This is a genomic window from Hyphomonas sp., assembly GCF_041689225.1.
Lineage (GTDB): Bacteria > Pseudomonadota > Alphaproteobacteria > Caulobacterales > Hyphomonadaceae > Hyphomonas.
In genome coordinates this window covers 1-24,208 of sequence record NZ_JBDNGN010000034.1, presented here as the reverse complement: position 1 = coordinate 24,208, position 24,208 = coordinate 1, and the positions used below count along the sequence as shown (strand labels likewise).

The 24,208-nt window shown below is 62.3% G+C and carries 18 protein-coding genes; 13 read left to right on the top strand and 5 right to left on the bottom strand.

Going from position 1 to position 24,208, the window contains the following annotated elements; all coding sequences use genetic code 11:
• The coding region (locus tag ACESNB_RS03100) for a coniferyl aldehyde dehydrogenase (RefSeq protein ID WP_373003681.1) at positions 1 to 1,146 on the top strand (1,146 nt) is incomplete at its 5' end.
• An 86-nt stretch (positions 1,147 to 1,232) separates the two neighbouring features.
• Positions 1,233 to 2,279 carry a sensor histidine kinase gene (locus ACESNB_RS03095; protein ID WP_373003678.1) on the top strand — a complete coding sequence of 349 codons (1,047 nt, stop codon included), beginning with the start codon at positions 1,233 to 1,235 and terminating at the stop codon, positions 2,277 to 2,279.
• 47 nt (positions 2,280 to 2,326) lie between these two features.
• Here ACESNB_RS03095 and ACESNB_RS03090 read toward each other — a convergent pair whose 3' ends face one another.
• Together ACESNB_RS03090 and ACESNB_RS03085 are read right to left on the bottom strand one after the other, a co-directional pair.
• Complete coding sequence (locus ACESNB_RS03090; RefSeq protein WP_373003674.1) at positions 2,327 to 3,931, bottom strand: DEAD/DEAH box helicase; 1,605 nt, start codon at positions 3,929 to 3,931, stop codon at positions 2,327 to 2,329.
• 171 nt (positions 3,932 to 4,102) lie between these two features.
• Entirely contained in the window at positions 4,103 to 4,699 is a 597-nt protein-coding gene (locus tag ACESNB_RS03085) for a superoxide dismutase (protein ID WP_373003671.1), read from the bottom strand.
• A gap of 85 nt (positions 4,700 to 4,784) precedes the next feature.
• Here ACESNB_RS03085 and ACESNB_RS03080 point away from each other — a divergent pair, with 85 nt between their 5' ends.
• Entirely contained in the window at positions 4,785 to 5,414 is a 630-nt protein-coding gene (locus ACESNB_RS03080; RefSeq protein WP_373003669.1) for a squalene/phytoene synthase family protein, read from the top strand.
• Positions 5,415 to 5,487: 73 nt separating this feature from the next.
• Positions 5,488 to 6,810 carry a sorbosone dehydrogenase family protein gene (locus tag ACESNB_RS03075; RefSeq protein WP_373003666.1) on the top strand — a complete coding sequence of 441 codons (1,323 nt, stop codon included), beginning with the start codon at positions 5,488 to 5,490 and terminating at the stop codon, positions 6,808 to 6,810.
• Positions 6,811 to 6,816: 6 nt separating this feature from the next.
• On the opposite strand, the gene trmFO is transcribed toward ACESNB_RS03075, so the two are convergent.
• A complete protein-coding gene (gene trmFO, locus ACESNB_RS03070; RefSeq protein WP_373003663.1) occupies positions 6,817 to 8,223 on the bottom strand; it encodes a methylenetetrahydrofolate--tRNA-(uracil(54)-C(5))-methyltransferase (FADH(2)-oxidizing) TrmFO in 1,407 nt (468 codons plus the stop codon).
• A 95-nt stretch (positions 8,224 to 8,318) separates the two neighbouring features.
• Between trmFO and ACESNB_RS03065 the strand changes: the two genes are divergently transcribed.
• The 3 genes from ACESNB_RS03065 to ACESNB_RS03055 are packed head-to-tail and all read left to right on the top strand — an operon-like array spanning position 8,319 to position 11,121.
• The gene (locus ACESNB_RS03065) at positions 8,319 to 9,140 is read left to right on the top strand and encodes a hypothetical protein (RefSeq protein ID WP_373003661.1); all 822 of its coding nucleotides are present in this window, start codon (positions 8,319 to 8,321) and stop codon (positions 9,138 to 9,140) included.
• Positions 9,141 to 9,182: 42 nt separating this feature from the next.
• Positions 9,183 to 10,166 (top strand): hypothetical protein, encoded by a 984-nt coding sequence (locus ACESNB_RS03060; RefSeq protein ID WP_373003658.1) that lies wholly within the window; start codon positions 9,183 to 9,185, stop codon positions 10,164 to 10,166.
• A 16-nt stretch (positions 10,167 to 10,182) separates the two neighbouring features.
• Positions 10,183 to 11,121 (top strand): hypothetical protein, encoded by a 939-nt coding sequence (locus ACESNB_RS03055; RefSeq protein ID WP_373003655.1) that lies wholly within the window; start codon positions 10,183 to 10,185, stop codon positions 11,119 to 11,121.
• Between the two features lie 7 nt (positions 11,122 to 11,128).
• Here the strand turns inward: ACESNB_RS03055 and uvrA are convergent, their stop codons facing one another.
• Positions 11,129 to 14,152 carry an excinuclease ABC subunit UvrA gene (gene uvrA, locus ACESNB_RS03050; protein ID WP_373003652.1) on the bottom strand — a complete coding sequence of 1,008 codons (3,024 nt, stop codon included), beginning with the start codon at positions 14,150 to 14,152 and terminating at the stop codon, positions 11,129 to 11,131.
• A gap of 223 nt (positions 14,153 to 14,375) precedes the next feature.
• Between uvrA and ssb the strand changes: the two genes are divergently transcribed.
• Together ssb and blaOXA are read left to right on the top strand one after the other, a co-directional pair.
• Entirely contained in the window at positions 14,376 to 14,849 is a 474-nt protein-coding gene (ssb, locus tag ACESNB_RS03045; protein ID WP_373003649.1) for a single-stranded DNA-binding protein, read from the top strand.
• 21 nt (positions 14,850 to 14,870) lie between these two features.
• Positions 14,871 to 15,713 carry an OXA-1090 family carbapenem-hydrolyzing class D beta-lactamase gene (blaOXA, locus tag ACESNB_RS03040; RefSeq protein WP_373003684.1) on the top strand — a complete coding sequence of 281 codons (843 nt, stop codon included), beginning with the start codon at positions 14,871 to 14,873 and terminating at the stop codon, positions 15,711 to 15,713.
• Positions 15,714 to 15,728: 15 nt separating this feature from the next.
• Here the strand turns inward: blaOXA and ACESNB_RS03035 are convergent, their stop codons facing one another.
• Positions 15,729 to 18,386, bottom strand: a complete 2,658-nt coding sequence (locus tag ACESNB_RS03035; RefSeq protein WP_373003646.1) for a GMC oxidoreductase — start codon at positions 18,384 to 18,386, stop codon at positions 15,729 to 15,731.
• A gap of 292 nt (positions 18,387 to 18,678) precedes the next feature.
• On the opposite strand from ACESNB_RS03035, the gene gyrA reads away from it, so the two are divergent.
• The 4 genes from gyrA to queA are packed head-to-tail and all read left to right on the top strand — an operon-like array spanning position 18,679 to position 24,013.
• Positions 18,679 to 21,501: a DNA gyrase subunit A gene (gene gyrA / locus ACESNB_RS03030; protein ID WP_373003643.1), complete on the top strand. Its 2,823-nt coding sequence runs from the start codon at positions 18,679 to 18,681 to the stop codon at positions 21,499 to 21,501.
• Positions 21,502 to 21,517: 16 nt separating this feature from the next.
• Complete coding sequence (gene coaD, locus ACESNB_RS03025; protein ID WP_373003640.1) at positions 21,518 to 22,015, top strand: pantetheine-phosphate adenylyltransferase; 498 nt, start codon at positions 21,518 to 21,520, stop codon at positions 22,013 to 22,015.
• Complete coding sequence (locus ACESNB_RS03020; protein WP_373003638.1) at positions 22,012 to 22,917, top strand: peptidylprolyl isomerase; 906 nt, start codon at positions 22,012 to 22,014, stop codon at positions 22,915 to 22,917. Before coaD ends, ACESNB_RS03020 begins: the two co-directional genes overlap by 4 nt.
• Positions 22,918 to 22,948: 31 nt before the next feature.
• Positions 22,949 to 24,013: a tRNA preQ1(34) S-adenosylmethionine ribosyltransferase-isomerase QueA gene (gene queA, locus ACESNB_RS03015; RefSeq protein WP_373003635.1), complete on the top strand. Its 1,065-nt coding sequence runs from the start codon at positions 22,949 to 22,951 to the stop codon at positions 24,011 to 24,013.
• Positions 24,014 to 24,208: the final 195 nt, after the last annotated feature.

Below are 24,208 nucleotides of genomic sequence, written 5' to 3'. Positions count from 1 at the left end.
GAGTTCCCGCTGGGCCTGCTTGGGTCGAAAGCGCAACTCCAGTTCCAGCCCAAGGGCGTGATCGGGGTGATCAGTCCGTGGAACTTCCCCGTGAACCTGACGTTCACGCCGCTGGCGGGTGTTTTCGCTGCAGGCAATCGTTGCATGATCAAGCCCTCGGAATTCACCGAGGCGACATCGGAACTGATGAAGTCGGTCATCGCCCAGTATTATGACGCAGACGAAGTGGCCGTGATCACCGGCGGTCCGGAAGTTGGTGCCGAATTCACCAAGCTGGCCTTCGACCATATCCTGTTCACGGGTGCGACATCGGTGGCCAAGCACGTGATGCGCGCCGCCGCTGACAATCTGGTGCCGCTCACCCTGGAGCTCGGCGGCAAGAGCCCGGTCATCCTTGGCCGTTCAGCCGACATGCAGAAGGCGGCCAATCGCATCATGGCCGGCAAGACCCTGAACGCCGGCCAGATCTGCCTGGCGCCAGACTATGCCTTCGTACCGAAGGAGAAGACAGCCGAATTCACTGCGGCCGCAACCAGCGCCGTGCAGAAGATGTTCCCGTCCGGCCTGAAGGACAATGACGATTACACGTCGATCGTGAACCAGCGCCACTATGACCGGATCATGGGCTACCTGGAGGATGCCCGTGCCAAGGGCGCAGAAGTGATCGAGATCAACCCGACAGGCGACAATTTTTCGCAACAGCCGCACCACAAGATTGCGCCTCACATCATCGTCGATCCGACGGACGACATGAGCGTGATGCAGGACGAAATCTTCGGCCCGATCCTGCCGATCAAGTCCTATGGCGAAACGAGCGATGCAATTGCCTATATCAATGCGAATGCCCGCCCGCTCGGCCTGTACTATTTCGGCGAGGATGCTGCGGAGCGCGATGCGGTCCTGAACAACACGATTTCGGGCGGTGTCACTGTGAATGACGTGATCTTCCACGTTGCCCAGGAAGACCTGCCGTTCGGCGGCGTCGGCCCGTCAGGCATGGGCAGCTATCACGGCCGTGAAGGCTTTTACGAGTTCAGCCACAAGAAATCAGTCTATACCCAGACCGGAAGTGAAATGCTGGCAATGATCCGTCCGCCCTATACAGACGCCTTCCGGAAGCAGATGAACTCACGCCTGAAGCGTTAATTCATTAAACATCGCGGGAATCGCCTATATCGTATATCATGGACGATCCCCGAGCGATCCGTCGCGTTTTGGTACAGGCGTAGAGAATGCTGAGTTCGGTTGAAGGCTTCAAGTCGGTGGTGCTGGACCAACTCGGCGAAGGCGTCATCGTAGCCGATGCCGACGGCCGCATTATCAGCGTGAACCGTGCCGCCGAAGAGATTCACGGACGGGCCAATCTTGATGTGCCGCCCGACGCGTATTCGGAAAACTACGAACTTCTCACCATGGACAACCTGCCATATCCGCCGGACGAGCTGCCACTGGCGCGCGCCGTCCACAGGGGGGAATCGGTGGTCGAGGCGCCGTGGAAAATCCGGCGGCCGGACGGCACGGTCGTTATCGCTGTCGGGACCGCCCGCCCTGTCCGCAATGCCGCAGGCGTGCAGATTGGCGCGGTGCTGACGATGCGGGACGATACGCTTCGGGTCCGGGCGGAGCTGGCGCTGGTGGAAGCTCTCGAAATGAAGGACACGCTCCTGTTCGAGGTCAATCACCGCGTCCGCAACAGTTTGCAGATCGTGTCGTCGATTGTCTCCCTGCCATTGAGGCGCGTCGAAGACGAGATTGCGCGTGAAACGCTGTCCCTCACACAACAACGCATCGAGGTCATTTCGGCGACCCATCGCAGCTTGTACGAGCTGGGCAAGCATGACGAGGTTGATTGTTTCGCCCTGTTGTCCGACCTGTGCAAAGCCGTGGTCGAAACCTATTCGGTCCGCGAGGCGATCCAGTTGGTTTGCGAAACGCGCGGCGAGATCGTGCTGCCGGTCGGCAAGGCGGTGTCGGTCTGCCTTGCGGTGACGGAACTGATTGCCAATGCCTGTAAATATGTCTTCAAGGGGCGCGACCATGGCAAGATCAAGCTGTTTCTGGATGGCGCAACAGATCGTGTGCTGATCGAAGTTGAGGATGACAGTGTCGGCATGCCGGAACAGTCAGAAGCGGACGCCGCACGCGGTATCGGCATGATTCTGATCAACTCGCTGACCAAGTCCCTTGCCGCAGAGATCAGTATCGCCACGGGCGCGTCGGGAACACGGTTCTCGATAAGCCTGAACCGACGCCAGACCTGTCGCACGCCTTGGTCGTGAACCGGCGCAACAAAGGCCTCTGAGCCTTCGCTGCGCCTGTTGTGGTTCTAGCGTTTCAGGAAGGCAGGAACATCGTCGCCGAAGCCTTTGACGCGTTCAGGCGCTGGCGCCAGGATCGGATCATCATCCTTGCGCTTCTGGTCGCGAGGCGGACGACCACCCCGTGATCCCCGTTCGGTACGAGCAGGCTTTTCGGCCTTTTCCGGCTGTTCAGCGACGTCAGCGGGTTCCGCTTTTTCGACTTTTGCAGCTTTCGGTGCGCGTTCGCGCTTTGGCTTCTCGGTACGTTCCGGCTTGGGGGCCTCGTCAGCAGGTGCTGGCGCGGGTGCCGCTGCGACGTCGACGTCAGCTTTGGGCGCGTCCTCAATTGGCTTGCTACGCGAACGCCCGCGTTCGGGGCGCTCACCCCGGCCGCGCGCGCGGCTGCTGCTAACGCTGCTGCCGCTACGACCACCGCCACTGCGCCCGCCCCGGCTGGAGCGTTCTTCGGGCGGCAGGTTCTCGAGTTCCTCAAGCAGGCCTTCGGGCATGAATTCCTCGACGTCCTGCTGGATCATCTTGAGGACAAAGCCCCAGGACTTCTCGTCGGACGGGGACACGACCGTGAAGCTCTTGCCGGTCCGTCCGGCGCGGCCGGTGCGGCCAATCCGGTGGACATAGTCTTCGTCCTTGGGCGGCGGCGAATAGTTGAACACATGGTCGACATCCGGGATGTCGAGGCCGCGTGCGGCCACATCGGATGCGACCAGCAGCTTCAGGTCGCCATCGCGGAAGCGCTGCATCACTTCGGTACGAAAGGCCTGCGGCAGGTCGCCGTGGATGGCGGCAGCATCGTGGCCATGCTTTTGCAGCGAGGCGGCAACGATATCGACTTCGACCTTGCGGTTGCAGAAGACGATGCCGTTCTTGACGTCGCAGGCTTCGATGACGCGGCGCAGCGCCGTGCGCTTGGCCTTGGCATCATTGGTCGGAATGTGGACCACGTGCTGCGTGATCGTCTTGGCCGCGTCGGTTGGCCGGGCGACTTCGATCTTGACCGGGTCGCGCTGGAACGTCTTGGCCAGTCTCTGGATGTCGGTCGGGAAGGTTGCCGAGAAAAGCAGCGTCTGCCGCTTGGCCGGAATCTTGGAAACGATCTTCTCGATATCGGGAATGAAGCCCATGTCGAGCATGCGGTCGGCTTCGTCGATGATGAGATAGTCGACACCCATCAGAAGCAGCTTGCCGCGTTCAAACTGGTCCATCAGGCGGCCAGGGGTTGCGATCAGCACGTCAACGCCGCGCTGGAGCAGGCCTTCCTGTTCCTTGAAGCTGACGCCGCCAATGAGCAGGGCCATGGTGAGCTTCAGGTGCTTGCCGTATTTCTCGAAATTCTCGGCGACCTGCGCGGCGAGTTCGCGCGTCGGGCAGAGGATCAGGCAGCGCGGCATGCGGGCCCGGGCCCGTCCGCGCGCAAGGCGGTGGATCATCGGCAGCACAAAGGCCGCCGTCTTGCCGGTGCCGGTCTGGGCGATGCCCGTGACGTCGCCGCCAGCGAGGATATGGGGGATGGCTTCCAGCTGGATCGGCGTGGGAGTTGTATATCCCGCCTCTTCCACAGCCTTAAGTACGTTCGGCCCAAGGCCGAGATCTGCAAATGTAACGTCGTTCAAAGTGTTTCCAGTCCAAGGATTGTTGATAATGCCCGACGCTGCCCGAATGGCAGCCTTGCCGGGCAAATCCTGAGCCCGGAGCGTCTGTTGCGCTGCACATAATGCAAAAACGCCCACCAGTACAGGTGGGCGTCTCAGTTTGCTTGATTTTGCGGAATTCGGGCCTGGGGCTTAGCCGAGGTTCATGGTGGCGAAGTCCCAGTTGATCAGGTTGTTCAGGAAGGCGTCCATATAGTTCGGACGGCTGTTCTGGTAGTCGAGGTAATAAGCGTGCTCCCAGACATCCATGGTCAGGAGCGGCGTCACGCCAGCTTCTGTCAGCGGGGTTTCGGCGTTCGGCGTCTTGGTGATGGCCAGCTTGCCATCCTTGAGCACGAGCCAGGCCCAGCCGGAACCGAACTGGCCGCCGCCGGCTGCCTTGAAGTCCTTCACGAACTGGTCGTAGCCGCCGAGGTCGCTGTCGATCATCGCCGCGATCTTGCCGGTTGGCTTGCCGCCGCCGCCCGGTTTCATCGAATGCCAGTAGAATGTGTGGTTCCAGACCTGGGCCGCGTTATTGAACAGGCCGGCCTTGGCCTTGTCGCCAGCCGCTATGTTGACGATCTCTTCGAGCGGCGCTTTCTCGAGGTCGGTGCCTTCGATCAGGCCGTTCAGGTTCGTCACATAGGCCTGATGGTGCTTGCCATGGTGGTAGTTGAGGGTCTCCTCGGAGATGTGCGGTGCGAGGGCTCCACGTCCATAAGGGAGGTCGGGAAGGGAAAATGCCATGTCAGCGTCCTTTCTTGCAGATGATTGACTGGTGTATCAGCGCGTCTTCCCACATATGGGTTCCATGTCAAATGAGACCAGCCCCTTGAGCAAAACACAATGGAAGGCGATTGACGCCCGTGTAAAGCGGGTCGACGAAGATCGCTGGATATCCAGTCGCTTTGCGCCCGAGATCTATCGCAACGCCCTGACGGCACTTTATGCGCTGGCCTACGAACTGGCCCGCGTCCGTCTTGCGGTCACCGAGGACACATTGGGTGCCATCCGGTTCCAGTGGTGGCGCGACGCGCTGAGCGAGATCGAAGTGCAACAGCCCCCCCCCGCGCATGACGTCTGTCTCGCCCTGAACGAGGAAGTCGCCTGCCAGCGGCTGAAGATTGGCGCGCTAGAGAAACTGGTCGACGGCTACCAGGCCGCCTTCGAAGCCGAAGACAGGGCGCGCGAGCCGGAAGGCTGGCTGGCGGCGGTCGCCGCAAGCGTTCTGTGCGGCGCTCACGGCTGGGGAACCGAGATACAGAATGTGGCGCCGGCCTATGCCGCGACGCGCCGGAGCGACACCAAGGCCTTCGGCCCGCATGTCGCGCCTGCGCCAAAGCTGATCCGCCCGGCAATCGCGCATTTTCGGCTGCGCAAGTTCTACAGCGAAGGCCGCGACCCGAATGGCATCACCAAACGGCTGTGCATCATGAAGGCCATGAACACCGGGCAGGTCTGACATCAGGCCCCTGAAGAATGATGGAACCGGACGGGTATTTGTGCGCTTCTCCTGACAAGGCAGGAGAAAATACATGAAAGTTACAACCGTCGCATCCGCTGCGCTTATCATGGCGCTCGGCGCCACACTGGGTGCCTGCAATGGCAATCAGACACGCCCCATCGAGACCGGCTTCGGCCCGTCGCCGGACCTGCCCAACCCCACGGACAAGCTTTTGCCGACGGTCAATGTCGCCACCGCAAAGGCCTGGACGGGCGATTCCATGCCCACGCCAGCCGCCGGTCTCGCCGTCAACCAGTTTGCCGCTGATCTCGACCATCCCCGTTGGCTCTACCAGCTGCCGAATGGTGACGTGCTCGTCGCCGAAACCAACGGTCCGCCGCGCCCTGAAGATGCCGGCGGCATTCGCGGCTTCTTCATGAAGCGCGTGATGGCCAAGGCAGGTGCCGGCGTCCCCAGCGCCAACCGCATCTCCCTTCTGCGTGACGCAGACGGCGATGGCGTCGCTGAAACCCACACCACATTCCTGAGCGGCTTCAACTCGCCCTTCGGCATGACACTCGTCGGCGACACGCTCTACATTGCCGATACGGATGGCATCGTTACCGTGCCCTATGTTGAAGGCGAGACCACCATCTCTGCGACGCCTGAAGAGTTCTTTGCCCTGCCGGCCGGGCCGATCAACCACCACTGGACCAAGAACGTTGTCGCCAGTGCTGACGGGACCAAGCTCTTTGCGTCCGTCGGCTCGAACAGCAATGTCGCCGAAAATGGCATCGAGGCCGAAGAGGGCCGCGCCGCCATCTGGGAAATTGACGTGGCTTCGGGCGAGGGACGCGTCTTCGCCACCGGCCTGCGCAATCCTGTCGGCATGGATATCGATCCGTCCACTGGCACGCTGTTCACGGTCGTCAATGAGCGCGACGAACTCGGCAACAATCTTGTCCCGGACTATCTCACCTCCGTGAAGGATGGCGCCTTCTATGGCTGGCCCTACAGCTATTACGGCCAGAACGTCGACATCCGCGTCGAGCCCCAGAAGCCGGACCTCGTCGCCAGCGCCATCGCGCCCGACTATGCACTCGGCTCGCACACGGCTTCGCTCGGTCTCGACCTGACCAGTGGGTCGACGGGTGTCATGGCCACGCATTTCGGCGAAGGGGCCTATATCGGCCAGCATGGCTCGTGGAACCGCAAGCCGCGCAGTGGCTACAAGGTCATCTTCGTGCCGTTCGCCAATGGCCTGCCATCAGGTGAGCCGACGACCGTGCTCGATGATTTCATGACCGATGACACGGCGCATGGCCGCCCTGTGGGCGTGCTGCTCGACCAGTCCGGCGGCCTCCTCGTCGCGGATGACGTGGGCAATCGCATCTGGCGCGTCACCGCGCAGTAAGGCGATCTATTCCGCCGGTACCAGCGCCGGTTCGCCTGCCAGCCACGCGTCGACATCTTCCAGTGCACGCACGGCCTGGGCCTTCTTCTTGGCCCGGCCCTTGTCCTTGCCGCGCAGGCGTTTGCCGTCCTCGCCAACTTTTGAATAGTCTTCGATGTCCGGGAACAGGCCGAAATTGATGTTCATTGGCTGGAAGGTCTGCTTGCCCTGAAGGTGGCCGCCAGTGATGTGCAGCACGAGCGCGCCGAGCGCGGTGGTCTGCGGCGGCGGGGCGAGCGTGTGGCCGAGGCGTTCGGCGGCAGCGAAGCGTCCGGCCAGCAGGCCCATCGCGGCGCTCTCGACATAGCCTTCGACGCCGGTGACCTGACCGGCAAAGCGCAGGCGCGGCATGGATTTCATCCGCAGCTGCGCATCGAGCAGTTTCGGCGAGTTGAGGAACGTGTTGCGGTGGATGCCGCCGAGCCGCGCGAACTCGGCCTTCTCGAGACCGGGGATCATCCGGAAGATTTCGGCCTGGGCGCCATGCTTCAGCTTGGTCTGGAAGCCGACCATGTTCCACAGCGTGCCGAGGGCATTGTCCTGGCGCAGCTGCACCACGGCGTGGGACTTTACCATCGGGTCATGCGGATTGGTCAGGCCGACCGGTTTCATCGGCCCGAAGCGCGGCGTCTCGCGACCGCGCTCGGCCATGACTTCGATGGGCAGGCAGCCTTCGAAATAAGGCGTGTCCTTTTCCCAGTCCTTGAACTCGGTCTTCGGCGCCGCCAGCAGGGCGTCGAGGAAGGCGTTGTACTGGGCTTCGTTCATGCCGCAATTGATATAGGCAGCGGTGTCGCCGCCGGGGCCGGGCTTGTCATAGCGGCTCTGGCGCCAGGCCACATCCATGTCGACCGAGTCGAAATAGACGATGGGTGCGATGGCGTCGAAAAAGGCGAGGTCGCCTTCGCCGGTATGGGCGTGGATCGCTTCGGCGAGCGCATGCGAGGTCAGCGGGCCGGTCGCGATGATCACGCTGTCCCAGTCTTCGGGCGGGATGCCGGTGATCTCCTCACGCACGATGGTGACCAGTGGGTGCGCTTCCAGTTTCGCCGTGATTGCCTCGGCGAAGCCTTCTCGGTCAACTGCCAGCGCGCTGCCGGCAGGCACCTGATGGTCGGCGGCCGTGGTGATGATCAGGCCGCCTGCGCGACGCATTTCCTCGTGCAAGACGCCGACAGCATTGGTTGTATGATCGTCCGAGCGGAAGGAATTGGAGCAGACAAGCTCGGCCAGCTGGTCGGTCTGGTGGGCCTCGGTGCCCTTCACGCCGCGCATTTCGTGCAGGATGACCGGCACGCCCGCGCTCGCGATTTGCCATGCCGCTTCTGATCCGGCCATGCCGCCGCCGATGATATGTATGGGTTTGATGTTCATCAGGGGGACATGCGCAGGCCGGTCCCGCGCGTCAAGATGGTGTTTGCCGCCAGCGGCCCTTGAGGCTAGGTGTGTCAGCAGTGAGGAGCCCGGGAATGGACGAGAAGCTGCCCGTTTTGGAGATTGCCGCAGAGGCATGGCGCCTCGGCGCGCGGGCCTTCGTGCCCAACCTGCCATGGCTAGGCCTTTTGATGGTGCTCGCTGGCCTATACCGGCTTGTCCTTGGCATGGAAGTCAACGGCGCCGTGATCATCGCGCTCAATCTGATGGCGGCTGTGTTCTTTGTCGGCGTGGCGTTTTCCCTGAGCATCTACCGGGCCATGCTGGGCGCGCGGACGGGCAAGTTCCTGCAACTGGTGCACGCCAATCTGGCCTTATACCTCGCCGTCCTGTTTGTCGGGGTCTTCATCGCTTTTTTCCTCGCCATCCTGCCCGGCATCCTGCTCGAGGCTTCGGGCCGGACAGTCCTCGGCGCGGAAACAGCGCCCGCAGTTGTGCAGGCAGCGTTCATGGACATGCTGCCGACGGCCTATGGCGCGGTATTCCTGATTGCCTGCGCGCTCGGCCTTTGGGCCCTCTGTTTCCTGGCGGTGCGCCTGCTCCTGGTCGGCGCGGCCACTGTGAGCCGGGGCGAAACCATGGTGTTCCGCACCTGGCCGTGGACAAAGCGCCATGCCTTCCGCCTCAGCCTCGCCGCGCTGGTCACGCATGTGGCACCGTTTGGTTCGGCCGTAGCGATCAATGCGGCACTCAACCCGGTGCTCGGAACCAGCGCTGCCGGGCATTTCATCGGCGGAGCGCTCGGTATCCTGATGCTCGCGCCGTTCATCCTCGCCGGTCATGGCCTTGCGGTGGCCGTGCTGCCACGCCTGATGCCCGATCCGGATGAGGCATCGGAGATTGCCTCTGTCGAGTAAATCGCCTTAGTCTGCCGCAAGTCCTTGTGGGAGGTTGGGAGATTGCCAACACAATTCTCGTTTGAAGGGGCGCTGTCGAACGCTTTTCGCGCTGCGCACCCCCGAACGTTTCCGTGGATATTCGCCGCTGTCTACGCGCTGGTCGTGACACTGTTCGTGGTGATCGTCGGGCTGTTGTCAAAAGATGATCTTCTCGCATTCATACAGGCGATTGAAGCGCTGGAAAATGCAACGATCGACGAATCCGATTCCGGTGCAGTGCTGGCCTTGGTATTCGCCACGATGACGCCGCTCATGCCGTGGGGTATCGCGGCGAGTATTGGAGCATGGGTCATGTGGGCGGTATTCGAAGCCGCCTCGCAGCGCCGCTATGTCCGGGACGAGCGCTTCTCCGTGCGGTTGGGCAGCGACGAATTGCGCATGATGGCAGTCGGCTTCTTCTGGTCGCTCCTTTACCTCGCCTGCTTCGGACTACCGGCGCTCAGCCTGCTGAATGGAATCCTGGGCATATTGGAACTCGCGGCTGGCGGCATGTCGGAAAATGAACTGGGGCGCCGTGTGATCCCGGTCGTCTTTGGCGGAATGGGACTCATGCTGCTGGCATTCCCGGTCTATGTCTTTTTCGCGACCCGCCTGTCGCCGTGTTTTGCGATGACGATCAAGGATCGGAAAATCGTCTTCTTCGATGCGTGGAACGTCTCGCGCGGACGGTTCTGGCCCATACTCGGCGCTTATCTCATTATCGCTATTGTCGGCGGCATCATCGTGGGCGCAGTGGGACGGGCCTTTGAAATGGCCATCCTGTCGAGGTCAATTTCGGGGGTCGGGAACGTCCAGACCAGTGATGATGCGATCCGCTTGCTCTTCTCACCTGCCGTCCTTGTCCCGATCGGACTCTATACCTTCGTCCGCATGTTCTTGTCCGCGCTTCTGCAACACTTCAGCGGTGGCCCGGCCGCCTTCGCTGCCCGCCATGATCCGCGTGGCGGTGCCGATGATACTGCAAGTATGGCCGTGTTTGATTGACCAGGGAGAAAAATCCATGACGCATCTTGATTTCAGTTTTGACAATGCGCTGTTCCACTTCCGGCGCACCGGTGGCCCGAAGGAGTTCCTGCTCAAATACGGCGCAACCTATGCAGTGCTTTACCTGCTGATGTCAGCGGTGAACCTCTGGCTGCAGTGGCCCATGTTCGCGATGATGTTCAATCTTGACATGATGAATGACCCGGTTGCGATGGAAGGCGCCATGATGGGGCAGATGGGCCGCGTTCTTCTGGGGTATCTGCTGATGCTCCCGCTCGGCCTGGCCTTCTGGATGCTGTTCGAAGGTGCCAACCAGCGCCGTTACATGCGGGCGGAAGGTTTTCGACTGCAACTGGGGCCCGATGAATGGCGCCTGCTGGTTGTCGCCCTGATCTGGTTCGGCCTGTTCATTGCTCTCTATCTCGGCATGATTATCGTGGTCGCCCTGCCTGTTGGCATTATCGCGGCGACCGGCTCCGGCGAAGGCGCCGCCATGGCCGGGTTGCTGGCCTTGGTTCTGGCAATCGCCTACATGGTTTTCGCGCTCTGGCTGGCGGCGCGGTTCTCGCCAGCGGCGGCGCTTACGGTTCGCGACCGCAGCATCCGGTTCGGAAAGGCCTGGCGCGTCACGAAGGGCAAGGCCTGGACCATTGTCGGCAGCTGGATCGTGCTCATGCTGATCATGATGGTCGTCTTCTTTGTGTTCTACCTGATCTTTGCCGTTGCCATGGTCGCAGCGCTGATGCCGGTGATAGGCGGGATCGAAGACGATCCGACAGCCATCTTCTCGGCAATGGCCTCGCCCGGCATCATCATTCCGGGGGCCATCCTGATGGTGGGCTTCATTTTCCTTCAGGCCTGCTGGATGCACATTTTTTCGGGGCCTGCCGCCCTGGCGGCGCGGGCCGATCCCCAATGGGCCGACAATCCCGCGATCGACGAGACGTTCGTCTAGGCCGAACCTATTTGGCGGCGCTCGCCGCTTTGGACTTGGCCTTCTTTGGCGAAGCGGGTGCCTTCGTGGCGGGCTTGGGCGTCTTCTTAGCTGCATCTGCCTTGGCCACCTTTTTCGGCTCCGTCGGCGTCTTTGCCCGCTCGCGCCTGTTGCGGGCAGCGCGGCGCTCGTCGTGCCTGCGGAACGTCTCGGCGAGGAACTTGCCGGTCCAGCTGTCCGAGTTGGCAGCAATGTCTTCCGGCGTTCCGGCTGCGACCAGCTTGCCGCCGCCATCACCACCCTCGGGGCCAAGGTCCAGCACCCAGTCGGCCGTCTTTACGACGTCGAGATTGTGCTCGATCACGACCACCGTATTGCCGGCATCGACCAGCTCATGCAGCACTTCGAGCAGCTTGCGCACATCGTCGAAATGCAGGCCCGTTGTTGGCTCGTCGAGAATGTACAGTGTGCGGCCTGTCGCGCGCTTGGACAATTCCTTGGCCAGCTTCACGCGCTGCGCCTCGCCGCCCGACAGGGTCGTCGCCTGCTGTCCGACTTTCACATAGCCGAGCCCCACTTGGACCAGCGTCTCCATCTTGGATGCGATGGCCGGCACCGCCGAAAAGAATTTCGCCGCGTCATCCACATTCATGTCCAGAACGTCGGCAATCGACTTGCCCTTGAACAGGACTTCCAGCGTTTCGCGATTGTAGCGCTTGCCCTTGCAGGTCTCGCACGTGACGTACACGTCCGGCAGGAAGTGCATCTCGATCTTGATGACGCCGTCGCCCTGGCAGGCCTCGCAGCGGCCGCCCTTCACGTTGAAGCTGAACCGTCCGGCCTTGTAGCCGCGCGCCTTGGATTCCGGCAGGCCGGTGAACCAGTCACGGATCGGCCCGAAGGCCCCGGTATAGGTCGCCGGGTTCGAGCGCGGCGTTCGTCCGATCGGGCTCTGGTCAATGTCGATCACCTTGTCGAGATATTCGAGGCCCTCAAGGCTGTCATAGGGCTGCGGCGGGCTCGACGCGCCGTTCAGCTTGCGGGCCAGCGCCTTGTACAGCGTCTCGATGATCAGGGTCGACTTGCCGCCACCCGACACGCCGGTGATGCAGGTGAAACTGCCCAGCGGGATCGTCGCGGTGACGTTCTTGAGATTGTTGCCGGTCGCGCCCTTCAGCGTGATCTTGCGTTTCGATTTCTCGACCGGGCGGCGTTTCGGTATCGCGATCTCGCGCGTGCCATTGAGATAGTCCGCCGTCATGCTTTTCGGGTTCGCCAGCACTTCGGCGGGCGTGCCTTCGGCGATGATCTCGCCGCCGTGAATGCCAGCCGCCGGTCCCATGTCGATGACATGGTCTGCCGCCAGGATCGCGTCCTCGTCATGCTCGACCACGATCACGGAATTGCCGAGGTCGCGCAGCCGCTTCAGCGTCTCCAGCAGGCGGGCATTGTCGCGCTGGTGCAGGCCGATACTCGGCTCGTCGAGCACATAGAGCACGCCGGTCAGGCCCGAGCCGATCTGGCTGGCCAGCCGGATGCGCTGGCTCTCGCCGCCGGACAAGGTGCCGGACCCGCGGCTGAGCGTCAGGTATTCGAGGCCGACATCATTGAGGAAGTTCAGCCGGTCATTGATCTCTTTCAGGATGCGCGACGCGATCTCGTTCTGCTGCTTGGTCAGTGTCTTCGAGACCTTGCTGAACCAGTCGCCCGCATCCTTGATCGAGAATTCGGCCGCGTCCGAAATATCCAGCTTGGCGATCTTCACCGCCAGCGCCTGCGGCTTCAACCGCTTGCCGCCACAGGCCGGGCAGGGCGCCGCCGACTGGAACTTGGATACTTCCTCGCGCACCCAGGCCGAGTCGGTCTCGCGATAGCGCCGCTCGAGGTTCGGAATGACGCCCTCGAACGTCTTCTTCACCTCATAGCGGCGCATCCCGTCATCATAGATGAACTTGATCTCTTCCTCGCCGGTGCCGTGCAGGATCATCTGCTGGATGTCTTCCGGCAGCTTGTTCCACTTCTTCTTGAGGTCGAACCGGTAATGCGTCGACAGGGCCTGCAGCGTCTGCGTCTGGTAGGGGGATGTCGACTTGGCCCAGGGCGCGATGGCGCCGCTCATCAGGTCGAGGTCCTTGTCAGGTACGATCAGGTCGGCATCGATCTTCAGCTGGTTGCCCAGCCCGTCACAGGTCGGGCAGGCGCCGAACGGATTGTTGAACGAGAACAGGCGCGGCTCGATTTCCGAAATCGTGAAGCCGGACACGGGGCAGGCAAAATTGGCGCTGTAGGTGATCCGCTTCGGCTCGGTCTCGCCCTCTTCGAGATCGGCATATTCGGCCAGCGCGATGCCCTGCGCCAGGCCCAGCGCCGTCTCGAAACTTTCGGCGAGGCGCTGCTCCATGCCTTCGTGCACGACCACGCGGTCGACCACGACATCGATGTCATGCTTGAACTTCTTGTCGAGCTTGGGCGCGTCTTCCAGTTCGTAGAACTCGCCGTCCACCTTGACGCGCTGGTAGCCATTCTTGAGCAGTTCGGCGAATTCCTTGCGATATTCGCCCTTGCGGCCCCGGATCATCGGCGCCAGGAGGAAGAGGCGCGTGCCCTCGGGCAGTTCCATCGTCCGGTCGACCATCTGGCTGATCGTCTGGCTCTCGATCGGCAGGCCGGTGGCCGGCGAATAGGGAATGCCGACGCGCGCCCACAGCAGGCGCATATAGTCATAGATCTCGGTCACGGTGCCGACCGTTGAGCGCGGGTTGCGGCTGGTCGTCTTCTGCTCGATCGAGATGGCAGGCGACAGGCCCTCGATGCTTTCGACGTCCGGCTTCTGCATCAGTTCGAGGAACTGGCGCGCATAGGCCGACAGGCTTTCGACATAGCGTCGTTGGCCTTCGGCATAGATCGTGTCGAACGCGAGCGAGGATTTGCCCGAGCCTGACAGGCCGGTCATCACCACAAGCTCACCGCGCGGAATGTCCACGTCGATATTCTTGAGATTGTGTTCCTTGGCTCCGCGCACGCGGATGAAAGGGGATTCTAGTCGGGCCATGCAGAAAGCTCGTTACGGTGACGAAACAGGATTGGGCGAGTTGCTAGGTTCTATGTGTGGCGTGAGTCCAGCTTGACCACAAGAACAAAGTGTGAACATTTGTGACTCGCTGCTTTTTTAATCCGGGCCTGTGGAAAAACGGCTGGGGAGGCGACAGGCGAGCCCGGTCGCGGTAGAAGAGAACAGATTCGATAACGAAACAAGACTGAGCGGAGATGGATAGATGGCAGGATCAGTGAACAAGGTCATTCTTGTTGGTAATGTGGGGCAGGATCCGGAAGTCCGCCAGTTCCAGAATGGCGGCCAGGTTGCCAGCTTCACGCTGGCCACGTCCGAGACGTGGAAAGACAAGGCCACGGGCGAGCGCAAGGAAAGGACCGAATGGCACCGGATTTCGATCCTGAGCGAAGGCCTCGTCCGTGTCGTCCAGAGCTACGTCAAGAAGGGCTCGAAGCTCTACATTGAAGGTCAGCTCGAGACCCGCAAATGGCAAGACAAGGAAGGCCAGGAGCGCTATACGACCGAAGTCGTGCTGCGCGGCTTTGGCAGCACGCTCACCATGCTCGACAGCGCCGGTGATCGCGGCGGCGCCCGTTCCGGCGGCAATGATTTCGGCGAACAGCAAGGCAGCGCCCGCAAGATGAGCGGCCCGGCCGAAAGCTTCAGCCCGGATCTCGACGACGAGATCCCGTTCTAGGAAGCATGTGTGCAGCGCAGGCTGGCTCTTCCAACGCGAGTCGCCAGTGGCTTGGTTCTGGCCCTGACGGCGTGCCTGCTGGCCGCCTGCATGACATTGACCCCACCGCCGCCCCTCAGCGCCAGCGTGGCGGCGGTCGGCGTCGACCCCGATGCCTCGACTCTGGTCGTCTACCGGCTGGAGGACCAGCGGGCTTGGATCAGCAATGATGCCCGTGCGCGCCAGCGTTTCGTCCCCGCCTCGACCTCGAAAATCCCCCACACGCTGATTGCGCTGGAAACCGGCGCGGTGTCCGGGCCGGACGAAGTCTTCGAATGGGACGGCGTCAAGCGCTTCGTGGACAGCTGGAACGAGACGCAGGATTTCGCGGCGGCCTTCAAACGGTCAACGGTCTGGATATATCAGACCGTCACCCCGCGCATCGGGTCTGCCGCGCTGCATGATTGGCTCGCCGATTTCGACTATGGCAACGCCGACACGGGTGCGCCGGAAGACGTATCGCAATACTGGCTGAAAGGCCCCCTGACGATTTCTGCCGAGGAGCAGGTCGCTTTCCTGTCCCATCTGGTGCGCCGCACACTGCCGCTGTCGGCCCGCACCTATGAACGCGCCGTTCCGATGATGGTCATGGAGTCCGGCGCGGGCTGGACCCTTTACGGCAAGACGGGCTGGAAAAGCGTCGAAGGTCAGACAGATATCGGCTGGTGCGTTGGCTGGCTGGAACAGGCTGGCGGCGCCGCGCCCGGCACCTATGCCTTCGCCTTCAACATGGACATGACCGATCCGGGCGCCGACGTGCCGAAACGCAAGGCCGCTGTCATGCGCGCCCTGTCCGATCTCGGGGCACTGCCCGCCACCGAATAGGCCATTTCAGCACTGTCAGCGTTCGCGAATCCGGTCAGCGGCAAGGCGCTCGGCCATCGCGATGCCGAACGGGTGCGAATAGCCGACAGCATGCAGGCGCGTCGCCAGGAAGACGCAACGGCCCAGTGGCAGGCCGCGCGACAGGCTCTTCGATTTCAGCCGGTCGAACAGGTCGTACACGAAGAGAGGGCTGGCCAGCTTCGCGCCCAGCCCGCCGCGTCCTGAAAGGGCCTCTAGCCGACTATACAAACCGCTGTAGGATGTGTCGTATCCCGTCTCGTCAGACAGGTTGAACGTCTCGACCCGCCCCGGCATGTCCGCCGGTTGCGACAGCCCGCGCTCCATCAACCAAATCATCGCGGCCGCCACATCGGCGATATAGACGAAATGCGTATGCCGCCTCGCGCCGATACTCTTGACCAGCGGGTTCATGTTCACCGCGCCTGCAATGTCGTCGACGTCGGAGACGACCGTGGGGCGCACCACAGCGAAATGCGTGTTCCGGCACGCTGCCGTGATTGCGTCCTCGGCTTTCACCTTGCTGCGGCCATAGGCGCGGATGCTGTCAGTGCCGCGATACTCGGTCTTCACGTCATGGGTGGGCGTCAGGCGTGTCGTGTCCTCGTCCACCTCGGCGCGCTTCGGCGAACCATAGACGGCGATACTGCTGGCGAACACGAAGCTGCGAATGCCGGCAGCTTCAGCCGCTGCGGCGAGCGCCGCAGTTGCCTCGACATTGACCCGCTCCATCCGGTCGATGCGCCAGATTTCGGCGCCAAGATGGATGACCGCATCGCAGCCTCGGACATGGTTTGTGAAATCGACGGACTCACACCAGTCATGTTGGCGCCACTCAACATCCCGGTCGGTCTCGCGCCCCACTGCGCGGTCCGGGCTGGACATCAGCGCGACGACGGCATGGCCCTTGTCGAGCAGCTGGCTGACAACGTATTGGCCGATCTTTCCCGAAGCGCCCGTCACGAGGATGCGCTTGCCCGCCGCCAGTGCGGTTGGGGCGTCCATCGTCAGGTTCTCAGTCTTGCGCTCCGGTTTCACCGGGCCGCCGAGATGGGCAGCGAGCCGCATCGCGAGCGCCACGCCGACAAAGGTCGGGTTGGCATGGCCGGATGTCGGCATCACCGAGGTCGAGGCGACATAGAGATTCTGCATGCCGTGCACGCGGCAGTCAGTGTCCACCACGCCATGCTCCGGGTCGGTGGACATGCGGGTGGTGCCGATCTGGTGCAGGCCGTCCCGCGCCTGGCTGACAATAGCGGCGGCGCGCGCGTGCTCCGGCACGGAATAGTCGATCGTGCCGATGCCGGCTCCAGCCACCGCTTCGGCGAGGATGGCGTGCGCCTTCAGCACGCCGTCGGCGTCGGCAGCGGAATAGTCGAAGTCGACCGCCACGCGCGGCATGCCCAATGCGTCCAAGTCCGACGACAGGCGCACCCGGTTGTCCGCCGAAGGCGTCTGTTCGCCATGATAGTAAAGCGTGTAGCGGCCCTTGCTGTTCTTCAGGAATACCGACGGCCGTTTTGGCTTCTGCAGGTACATCTGGCGGAACACGTTGAACGCGCCAAAACCGGTCGCGATGGGGGAACGGAGTATGTTCAGCACATGCGACAGGACCGATTGTTTTTCCTCGCCGAGATAGAGCCGGCGCAGAGGCGCGTTGAGGAACCGGTTGCCCAGTGGCGAGGACAGGACCATCCAGATCGCCGACAGGGCGCCGTTGCGGTGGGCCGGATCGTAGACCACTGGGTTGCCGGCGCTGAACGTGATCTGTGGCAACTGGTGCGCGCGCTGCTCGGATTCGGTAAGCGTGATGCGCCGGCGCTTGAACCGGTTGCCGTCCATTTCGTAGTCGAGAAATCCGTCGGAGGTGGGGTCGGCCAGCGTGATCTCGGCGATCTTGCCGCTGACATGGCCCATGTAATAGCGCCCCAGCGGTCCATCCACGCCGCCGAACATGCTGGGCCGTGTCCGCTGCGCCGCCAGAAGCAGGCGCGGCGTCTGGACACCGCCTGCGGCCACGATGACGGTTTTGACGGGCAGGTCCGTGCGCATCGACCCGTTGGCAACCGTGACGGCCTCGATCCGCGTATCGTTTGCGTCGAACCGGAAATCCACAACCGTGGCATCCAGCACGACGCAGATGTCGTCGCAGGTTTTCAGCCAGTCATTGTAGACATGCGCAATATTCGGGTTGGCGACCCAGCTTTCCAGCGTGTCGCTACGGACGCGGCCATTGTCGGGCCACAGGGGCGTGTCGGTGAAGTCATCCCGACAGAGCAGGAAGCCAGCCGCATCGGCATACCACTGCGTCACGGTCTCCGCGCTGATCGGCCAGCCTGAATTCTCTATCCAGGGGCGCGCATCGAAATCGATCGGGTCGAACGGCACGCAGCGCCCGCCCCATTGATAGGAATTGCCGCCCAGTGCGCGGCAGCAACCCTCTTCGAGCGGCACATGATGGGCGGTATCGAGTTTGCCGGCCTTGCCAAGGTCGTTTTTTTGCTCGTCCGGCCAGTAATTGCCGGATTCCAGCATCAGGACCTTCAGGCCGCGTTTGACACAGGCATGGGCCAGCGCGAGCCCGATCGGGCCCGATCCGACAACGCATACATCAGCGCCGGGGAAGCCCTGGAAATCTTCGAATGTCACGATCATGGCCGCACGCGCCTTCAACCCGTCATGGATCTAGCAAGGCGTATGCCATCAGAAGGCGTCCGGCGCCAATGCATCCGGCCCGTTTCCGGCCTGTTTCCGGGCAATATCCGGGCTTTTTCCGTACATATGTTCGGGCTGTTTTTCGTGCACGGCCGGTTCCGTTAGCCAACTGCCAAAACCCGGCCAAAAGGGTGGCTTTCCTGCCCCCTGCCTGCTAGAGTTTTCTCAATAAATATAGGCGATTCGGGCAAGGTCCCCGCCGTATTATACCGAAGACGCAGAAAGCCCCCTCATGAGTGACGACACGACGCCGCCGGACGAGCCCGAAACCCCCGATAATGGCGGCCAGGGCAACCCGCCCCTCCGGGACGGGATCGAGCCGATTTCCATCGAATCCGAGCTGAAAAGCTCGTATCTCGACTATGCGATGAGCGTGATCGTCAGCCGCGCGCTGCCCGACGTGCGCGACGGCCTGAAGCCAGTGCACCGGCGCATCCTCTACGCCATGCAGGTCGGCGGTAACACGCCCGACAAGCCGTACAAGAAATCCGCCAATATCGTCGGCGCCGTGATGGGTAACTTCCACCCGCATGGCGACAGCGCGATCTATGACGCGCTCGTGCGCATGGCCCAGCCCTTCTCGATGGGGCTGCCAATGGTCGACGGCCAGGGCAATTTCGGCTCGATCGACAATGATCCTGCCGCTGCCATGCGTTACACGGAAAGCCGGATGACCAAGGCGGCAACCTACCTGCTCGCCGATATCGACAAGGATACCGTCAACTTCCAGGACACGTATGACGGTTCGCAGCAGGAACCGACGGTCCTGCCGGCCCAGTTCCCGAACATGCTGGTCAATGGCGGCGGCGGCATCGCGGTCGGCATGGCCACGAACATCCCGCCGCACAATCTCGGCGAAGTCATCGACGCGACCCTCGCTGTCATCGACGACCCGATGATCGACGATGAAGCCCTGCTCGAAATCGTCCCGGGCCCCGATTTCCCCACCGGTGGCTTGATCATGGGCCATGCCGGCAGCCGCAAGGGCCTGACCACCGGACGTGGCTCGGTTATCATGCGCGCGAAGACCGATATCGAAGAGGCCAAGAATGGCCGCCAGGCCATCATCGTCACCGAAATTCCCTACCAGGTGAACAAGGCCGCGATGATCACCAAAATCGCCGAACTCGTGCGCGAAAAGCGCGTCGAAGGCATCTCCGACCTGCGCGACGAATCCGACCGCAACGGCATCCGCGTCGTGATCGAGCTGAAGAAGGACGCCAGCGCCGAAGTCGTGCTGAACCAGCTCTTCCGCTTCAGCCAGTTGCAGACCAGTTTCGGCGTCAACATGCTCGCGCTCAATGGCGGCCGCCCGGAACTGATGAACCTGCGCAAGGTGCTCGACTGCTTCCTGGCCTTCCGTCAGGAAGTCATCGTCCGGCGCACCAAGTTCGACCTCAACAAGGCCCGCGACCGGGCCCACGTCCTGGTCGGCCTTGCCATGGCCGTGGCCAATATCGACGAAGTGATCCGCATCATCCGCCACTCGCCCGACCCGGCGACGGCCCGCGAACAACTGCTCGCGAAAGCCTGGCCAATCATGGACATGGGGTCACTGCTCGAACTGATCGCAGACCGGCGCACACGCTGGTCGGGCGGCGAGACGATCTACCTGTCGGACGAACAGGCCCGGGCCATTCTCGACCTGCGCCTGCACCGTCTGACCGGCCTTGGCCGCGACGAAATCGGCAATGAAGCCAAGGGCTTGTCCGACAAGATCGCCGACCTGCTCGATATCCTTCGGTCGCGCCCGCGTATCCGCGAGATCATCAAGGCCGAGCTTAACGACGTGAAAGAGAAGTTCGCCGTTCCGCGCCGCTCCGCATTCGCGATGGGCGGCATCGACATGGAAGACGAGGACCTCATCGAGGTCGAGGACATGGTCGTCACCGTCACCCATGGCGGTTATGTGAAGCGTACGCCGCTCTCGACCTACCGGACACAGCATCGTGGCGGCAAGGGCCGTTCGGGCATGTCGATGAAGGACGAGGATTTCGTGGTCAAGCTGTTCTCGGCGACCACGCATACTGAAATCCTTTTCTTCTCGTCGGCCGGCATGGTCTACAAGGAGAAGGTCTGGCGCCTGCCGGTTGGCGGGCCGAACTCGCGCGGCAAGGCGCTGGTCAACATCTTCCCGCTGGCTGCTGACGAACGCATCGAGAGCGTTATGCCCCTTCCGGATGACGAAACGGCGCACGAAGTGCTCGACCTGATGTTCGCCACCCGCTCCGGCACCGTCCGCCGCAACAAGCTGGCGGACTTCACGCGGGTCAATCGCAACGGCAAGATTGCCATGAAGCTCGACGAGGGCGACGGCATCGTCTCGGTCAAGATCTGCTCCGAGCGCGACGACATTCTGCTCACCACGGCGCTCGGCCAGTGCATCCGCTTCCGCGTGACAGACGTGCGCGTCTTTGCCGGGCGCAATTCGACCGGCGTGCGGGGCATCCGTCTCGGCGCCAAGGACGAAGTGATCTCGATGGGCATCCTGCGCCATGTCGATGCCTCGTCGGAAGAGGCGCGCGCCTATCTCAAGCATGCTTCGGCCATGCGCCGGGCCGCGACAGGTGAAGAAGAGGAAATCAGCGAGGACGATGCCGACGAAGCCATCGCCGAAACAGCGCTGAGCGCCGAGCGGATCGCCGAACTCGGCGCCGCTGAGGAATTCATCCTCACGATTGCCGATGATGGTATGGGCAAGCGCTCGTCTGCTTATGATTACCGCACCACGGGACGCGGCGGCAAAGGCCTCGTCGCCCAGAACATCTGGGGCCGGGACAAGAAGCAGGGGCCAACCAAGCAGGTGTCCCAGTCCTTCCCGGTCGATGATGGCGATCAGGTCATGCTCGTCACCGATGCCGGCCAGTTGATCCGCACGCCGGTCGACCAGATCCGCATCGCGGGCCGGTCCACGGGCGGCGTCTGGGTCCTTCGCACGGCCGAGGGCGAACACGTTGTTTCTGTTGCACGTCTTGTAGAAGACGCTGAAACCGATATGGATGAAGTTGACAATGGTGGTCCGGCGGAAACCGGCACACCTGACCCACAAGAATAGGCAACAGGGGGCGCCAGTGCATCGTATCGGACTTTACCCGGGAACATTCGATCCCCCGACCAATGGGCATATCGATATTTTTGGCCGGGCAATGAAGCTGGTCGATACACTCGTGATTGGCGTCGCCATCAACGAGGCCAAGAAGCCGCTTTTCTCGCTCGAAGAGCGTGTGAAAATGGTCAAATACGAGTGTGCGCGGTTCAACGCGCCCGGCTTGGCTGAAATCAAGGTCATGCCGATGCACGGCCTGCTCATGAAGTTTGCCGAAGCGTGTGGCGCCCAGATGATCCTGCGCGGGCTTCGGGCTGTTCAGGACTTTGAATACGAATTCCAGATGACGGCGATGAACGAGCAACTGAATCCCGACATTGAAACGGTGTTCCTGATGGCCGATGTTCGGCACCAGGCGGTCGCGTCGCGGCTCGTGAAGGAAATTGCGAGCCTCGGCGGCAATATATCGCCTTTTGTAAGCCCTGACGTGAAACGGGCCCTCATGGAGAAATACGGTAAATGAAGCTCGCGACTTTGGCGATGGCCGCCTCCGCCCTTTCTCTGGGGCTGATGGCGTACGCAGACACGTCGACTCCGGTCGCAGCTGACGAGGCGGCTGCCGCTCCGGCAATGGCGGTCGAAGCGGCCAAGGCCGACACCGCAAACTGGCGCGCGGTTGACCCGGAACGCCTGTTCATCTTCAAAACCAACAAGGGCCGCGTCCTGATCGAGGCCTTTCCCGACGTCGCGCCCAAGCACTATGCCCAGTTTGCCGCGATCATCCGATCGGGTGATCTCGACGGCACCAGCTTCCACCGCGTGATCAATGGCTTCATGGCGCAGGGCGGCGACATTTTCGCGCTCAAGGGCCGCGAATCCGGTCTTCCGGACATTCCGGGCGAGTTCACTTTCCGCCGCAACCCGGGCGAAATGCCGCTTGATTCCAGCTTTGGCCCGCGCGATTCCGCCAAGAACGGTTATGTGAACGGCTTTCCGATGGTGACGCAGGCCTCGTTTTTCGCTGAAATGTCCAAGGACGGCATGGTCGAAAGCTGGATCCCGCATTGCCGAGGCGTCGTGTCGACCGCTCGCACGTCGGATCCTAATTCCGCCAATTCGCAATTCTTCCTGATGCGCGACACGTCGCACCATCTCGACAAGGAATACACGGCCTGGGGCCGCATCGTTGAAGGCGAAGATGTCGTTCTCGCCATCAAGGCCGGCAAGGATGCGCTGAATGGCGAAGTCGCCCTTCCAGACATCCTGATGTCGGCAGAGGTCGCAGCCGACCTGCCCAAGGCAGAGCGGCCCAACGTCTGGGTCGAACGCACGGACGGTCCCGTCTTCACGGCGAGTATCGCCGATGTCGCCGAGGATCTGGATGTGTGTGAACGTCCGTCGGTTGCGGCCGTCGTCGAACACTAGTCGCCAGGCGCCTTCAGCGGGCACAGTGAAGATGATGCCCGTGAACCTCGCCGACTTCCATTTTGACCTGCCCGAGCAGCTGATCGCGTTGCGACCCGCCGACCCGCAGGATTCTGCGCGGCTGCTGGTCGTGCATGGCGATGGCCGGATTGAAGATGCCAACATCCGCGACCTGCCGCGCTATCTCTCGCCCGGCGATGTGCTCGTGTTCAATGATACGCGTGTCCTGCCCGCGGCGCTGAAGGGCGTGCGACCGGCACGCAATGAGGCGGGCGCCGATGTTGCCTGTGACGTGAACCTGGTCGAACGCGTGGACGACCATACGTGGCGTGCGCTCGCGCGACCCGGCAAGCGCCTGAAGCCCGGCGACCCGATCCACTTTGCCGAGGGCTTTTCAGCCAAGATCACACAGCGCGTTGACGGCGGTGAGATCGAACTCTCGTTCTCGCTGTCCGGACCGGAACTTGAACAGGCGCTCGATGCGCATGGCGCCATGCCGCTGCCACCGTATATCGCGCGCCGGCGCCCTGCCGATGCGCGTGACCGGGAGACATACCAGACCAGTTTTGCCGGTGAGGACGCGGGCTCGGTCGCCGCGCCGACGGCCGGCCTGCACTTTACCCCCCGTCTCCTGTCGGAACTCGATGCCGCCGGCCTGCAGCGCGAGACGGTTCGGCTCCATGTTGGTCTCGGCACGTTCAAGCCGCTCGAAGACGCGCAGATCGAAGCGAACCGCCTGCACGCCGAATGGCGTCGGCTGACGCCGGAAGCTGCGGCCCGCCTCAACGCCGCCCGGGCCGTCGGACACCGCTGTGTCCCTGTCGGCACAACCGCGATGCGCACGCTGGAAAGCTGCACGACGCCAACAGGCACGCTCGCGCCTGCCACTGGCCCTACCGATATCTTCCTGAAACCCGGCGACGCGGTGTGCGCCACTGACGCCCTGGTCACCAATTTTCACCTGCCGGGATCCAGCCTGTTTATGCTGGTGTGCGCGCTGATGGGTACGGACGTGATGCAGGCGGCCTATGCCCACGCGATCGCGTCCGGGTATCGCTTCTATTCTTACGGTGACGCCTGCCTGCTGCTGCCCTGATAAAAAAATCCCCACGCCTTGGCGCAGGGACTTTTCGATCGGGTCAGGTTTCATCTAGAGCATCCCTCTCCAAATGTGAATCGCGGAGGATTCCCAATTGGACTGGTTTGTGATTCCCTCGTCTTGGAGGTGGATCATGGGCAAGAGTTATTCTCAGGATATTCGCAGTCGGGTGATCAAGGCGGTTGCCTTGGG